The sequence below is a fragment of the Staphylococcus sp. EG-SA-2 genome (genome assembly GCF_017152085.1).
The window spans coordinates 1-4,591 of record NZ_JACYHC010000474.1; the positions used below are offsets into that span (position 1 = coordinate 1).

Sequence of the window (4,591 nt, forward strand, 5' to 3'; positions counted from 1 at the left end):
AACTATCACAATTATATTGGAGGTTAAAGCAATTGCATCAACATGACTTTAAAGTCCAAACTTCTTGGCAAGGTGGTCGTAACAATGTCGGAAACGTTCAAGGCGACATACTTTCAGAGAATATTTCAATACCTGCTTCTTTAGGTGGTGTTGGTATAGGAACAAATCCCGATGAAATGTTAGTATCAGCCGCTTCATCATGTTATATCATCTCATTAGCAGCTACTCTTGAACGTGCAAAGTTCACAGATATTTCAATTGAACAACAATCGATTGGAACAGCTTGTTTAAATAATGGAAAATTCAGTATGTCAAAAATTGTGCACCATCCTCACATTGAAATTCCAAGTGATCAAATAGCACAATTAGAAAAGCGATTACCAAAATTGATAACAATTGCAGATAATAATTGCATGATTTCAAATGCTGTAAGAAATAATGTAGACATAAAAATCTATCCCATCATTCAGGCCAAATAAAATCGTTACGTGATAACGTTTATTCGACAATATAGCGTTATCACTTTTTTTAGGCTTTTAAATTTTCAGAAAATTTGCTAAAATAGTGAAATCTTATTTATAGGAGGCATATAAATGTATTATCATCAACCGTTGTTATTAACACCTGGCCCAACCCCTGTACCTGATGCCATTATGAGAGAAATTCAAGCACCTATGGTTGGTCATCGTTCTAAAGATTTTGAAGACATCGCACAACAAGCATTTCAAGGTCTAAAGCCAATATTTGGGAGTCAAAATGATGTACTTATTTTAACATCTAGCGGTACAAGCGTCTTGGAGGCTAGTATGTTGAACATTGTAAACCCTGAAGATCACTTCGTTGTCATTGTTTCAGGTGCCTTTGGTAACCGATTTAAACAAATTGCACAAACTTATTACAAAAATGTGCACATTTATGACGTAACATGGGGAGAAGCTGTAGATGTTAAAGATTTCATCAATTACCTTTCAACTTTAGATGTTGAAGTTAAAGCAGTATTTAGTCAATATTGCGAAACATCTACGACAGTGCTACACCCTATTCACGAGTTAGGAAATGCCATCAATCAATTTAATAGTAATATTTATTTTGTAGTTGACGGCGTAAGTTGCATTGGTGCTGTTGATGTTGACATTAACAAAGATAAAATTGATGTACTTGTTTCTGGTAGTCAAAAAGCAATTATGTTACCTCCAGGATTAGCTTTTGTAGCTTATAGCCACCGTGCAAAAGAACGTTTCAAAGAAGTAACTACGCCAAAATTTTATCTAGACTTAAATAAATACATTTCGTCACAAGCTGACAATTCTACACCGTTCACACCAAATGTGTCTTTATTTAGAGGTGTAAATGCATACGTTGAAACCGTAAAAGCAGAAGGTTTCAATCACGTAATAGCACGACACTATGCAATTAGAAATGCATTAAGAAGCGCCTTAAAAGCATTAGATTTAACTTTATTAGTCAATGATAAAGATGCATCTCCAACGGTTACAGCATTCAAACCTAATACAAATGAAGTGAAAATAATCAAAGATGAACTTAAAAATCGCTTTAAAATAACAATTGCTGGTGGTCAAGGCCATCTTAAAGGTCAAATTTTAAGAATTGGTCATATGGGGAAAATTAGTCCTTTCGATATTTTATCGGTAGTATCTGCTTTAGAAATTATTTTAACTGAACACCGTAAAGTTAACTATATCGGTAAAGGTATATCAAAATATATGGAGGTTATTCATGAAGCAATTTAATGTACTCGTTGCAGATCCCATATCAAAAGATGGTATCAAAGCATTATTAGGTCACGAACAATTCAATGTAGATATTCAAACTGGCTTGTCCGAAGAAGCATTAATCAAAATTATACCTTCATACCATGCTTTAATCGTTCGTAGTCAAACTACGGTTACTGAAAATATCATAAATGCTGCTGATTCTTTAAAAGTAATCGCACGCGCCGGTGTTGGTGTAGATAATATTAATATTAATGCTGCAACATTAAAAGGTATTTTAGTTATTAATGCCCCAGATGGTAATACGATTTCAGCTACTGAACATACACTGGCAATGTTATTATCAATGGCACGAAATATTCCGCAAGCACACCAATCACTTACAAATAAAGAATGGAATCGAAATGCATTTAAAGGTACTGAGCTTTATCATAAAACATTAGGTGTCATTGGTGCTGGTAGAATTGGTTTAGGTGTTGCTAAACGTGCGCAAAGTTTCGGAATGAAAATACTAGCTTTTGACCCTTACTTAACGGATGAAAAAGCAAAATCTTTAAGTATTACGAAGGCAACAGTTGATGAGATTGCCCAACATTCTGATTTCGTTACATTACATACACCACTAACACCTAAAACAAAAGGCTTAATTAATGCTGACTTTTTTGCCAAAGCAAAACCTAGTTTGCAAATAATCAATGTGGCACGTGGTGGTATTATTGATGAAAAGGCGCTAATAAAAGCATTAGACGAAGGACAAATTAGTCGGGCAGCTATCGATGTGTTTGAACATGAACCTGCAACTGATTCGCCTCTTGTTGCACATGATAAAATTATTGTTACACCTCATTTGGGTGCATCAACAGTCGAAGCTCAAGAAAAAGTGGCAATTTCTGTTTCAAATGAAATCATCGAAATTTTAATTGATGGTACTGTAACGCATGCAGTGAATGCACCTAAAATGGACTTAAGCAATATAGATGATACTGTAAAATCATTCATCAATTTAAGCCAAACAGTTGGTGAATTAGCTATTCAATTAATGTACAATGCACCAAGCTCTATTAAAATTACGTACGGTGGCGACTTAGCCTCTATTGATAGTAGTTTATTAACACGTACAATTATTACTCATATTTTAAAAGATGATCTTGGTCCTGAAGTCAATATTATCAATGCTCTAATGTTGTTAAATCAACAACAAGTGACATTAAATATTGAAAATAATAAAGCAGAGACAGGTTTTAGTAACTACTTAGAGGTAGAACTATCAAACGATAGCGATTCCGTTAAAGTTGGCGCTTCTGTCTTTACAGGTTTCGGTCCAAGAATTGTTAGAATTAATAATTTTTCTGTAGACTTAAAGCCAAATCAATATCAAATTGTGTCATATCATAATGATACTCCAGGTATGGTAGGAAAAACTGGCGCATTGTTAGGTAAATACAATATCAACATTGCATCTATGACTTTAGGTAGAACTGAAGCGGGCGGAGATGCGCTAATGATTTTATCCGTTGATCAACCTGTTTCAAACAATATAATTGATGAACTTAAACAAGTTGGTGAATACAATCAAATTTTCACAACTGAATTGACGGTACAGTCATAAACAATTTATGTAAATTCAAAATGCCAAGAAGACATTGGATTACTTCCATTGCTTCTTGGCATTTTTTCATTATTAATTTCATTGTAACTCAATATGAAACCTTTGGTTCAATCATTCACTTCAAGTTATGCTGTCAAACAACAATCAAATTACAAATTATCTAGTACACCTCTAAGTTCACCTAAATGATTAATAACATAGTCGGCATGATGCGCTTCTAACTCACCTGCAGCATCCTTACCTTTTAAACCTGTTAATGTTCCAATAAACGTTGCACCTATTTTTTGAGCACTTAATAAGTCAGCTAACGAATCGCCTACTATAAATACGTCATCTTTATTTACAATGTTATCTTGCTTATTGATATAAGATTCATATTTATCGCGATTATTACCATATAAAGCTGCGATATAACTAAAAGGATTCGGCTTTCCTAATGGTCGTGCTTGCGGATACATATTCTCTGCTTCTAAAACATCACTTGCTGTTGCAATAAAATCAGCTTCAAAATATGGTAACAATCCTAAATTTTCAAATGGCACAACAGTCTCAGTATAAGGACGACCTGTTGCAATACCTAATTCGAAACCAGCACCTTTTAAATCATTCAGAAGTACCTTAACTTCATCTACTGGTCTCAAAATAATTTCTTGATAAATATAACCTGTCTTAAAAGTAGTTCGTGCTATTTTCTTTTCAACATCTTCATACAACTTCGATCCTAAATACCATTCTTGATAAACTTCTTGCGCTAACGTCCATAATGCACCCTTCAAACTAAATAAAGTAGCATCCGAAACATGTAACTCTGTTGTTGCAAACTCTTCCAAAGCAGCATAAATATTATTTTTACCAACTTTTACATTATCCAAAAATTGTAAAGGTAGTTGTTCATTTAAATTAAAACAGTCTGCTAAGTTTGTGCTTATATTTTGCAACTTCAATTCGACAGGCTCATCTTGATACATGAATGCCTCAATTTCATCATGTGATAACTTTTTCAAAATATCAATTAAATGAATACTAAAAACGATAAATAACATATCCCAATTTGAATTCAGCCCTAGCGATTTTAATTTGTTTAAAATCTTATCTTTTTGAAAAATTCGATTCCTAATGTCTTGTATATCGTTATCAGTCAAAGTTTCCCAATCTATATGTGAATGAAGACCTAAATAACACTTATCCATTAATAATTCATATACCGTTAATGCAGAGACATCGAAACAACGTTCTTCACTTAAAAAAA

The 4,591-nt window shown here is 33.4% G+C and carries 5 protein-coding genes; 4 read left to right on the forward strand and 1 reads right to left on the reverse strand.

Translation table 11 applies throughout. The features are described from left to right. Window positions 1-32: 32 nt before the first annotated feature. From IDG60_RS07040 to IDG60_RS07055, 4 genes are all read left to right on the forward strand, one after another. Window positions 33-479, forward strand: coding sequence for an OsmC family protein (locus IDG60_RS07040; protein ID WP_000553924.1), 447 nt, complete (start codon window positions 33-35; stop codon window positions 477-479). Window positions 480-593: 114 nt separating this feature from the next. Then, on the forward strand, window positions 594-1,751 hold the full coding sequence (locus IDG60_RS07045) for a pyridoxal-phosphate-dependent aminotransferase family protein (RefSeq protein ID WP_000291420.1): 1,158 nt from the start codon (window positions 594-596) through the stop codon (window positions 1,749-1,751). Further along, a complete protein-coding gene (gene serA, locus IDG60_RS07050; protein WP_206160577.1) occupies window positions 1,738-3,342 on the forward strand; it encodes a phosphoglycerate dehydrogenase in 1,605 nt (534 codons plus the stop codon). Before IDG60_RS07045 ends, serA begins: the two co-directional genes overlap by 14 nt. 93 nt (window positions 3,343-3,435) lie before the next feature. Continuing rightward, entirely contained in the window at window positions 3,436-3,531 is a 96-nt protein-coding gene (locus IDG60_RS07055) for a hypothetical protein (protein ID WP_031761395.1), read from the forward strand. Here the strand turns inward: IDG60_RS07055 and IDG60_RS07060 are convergent. Then, window positions 3,492-4,591 (reverse strand): HAD family hydrolase (locus tag IDG60_RS07060; RefSeq protein ID WP_206160578.1); only part of this gene is annotated, 1,100 nt, incomplete at its 5' end. The genes IDG60_RS07055 and IDG60_RS07060 overlap by 40 nt on opposite strands.

Excerpts from the sequence above, each read along its gene's own strand:
- IDG60_RS07055 (WP_031761395.1), top strand. The coding sequence starts at position 3,436 with ATGAAACCTTTGGTTCAATCATTCACTTCAAGTTATGCTGTCAAACAA.
- IDG60_RS07045 (WP_000291420.1), top strand. The coding sequence starts at position 594 with ATGTATTATCATCAACCGTTGTTATTAACACCTGGCCCAACCCCTGTA.
- serA (WP_206160577.1), top strand. The coding sequence starts at position 1,738 with ATGAAGCAATTTAATGTACTCGTTGCAGATCCCATATCAAAAGATGGT.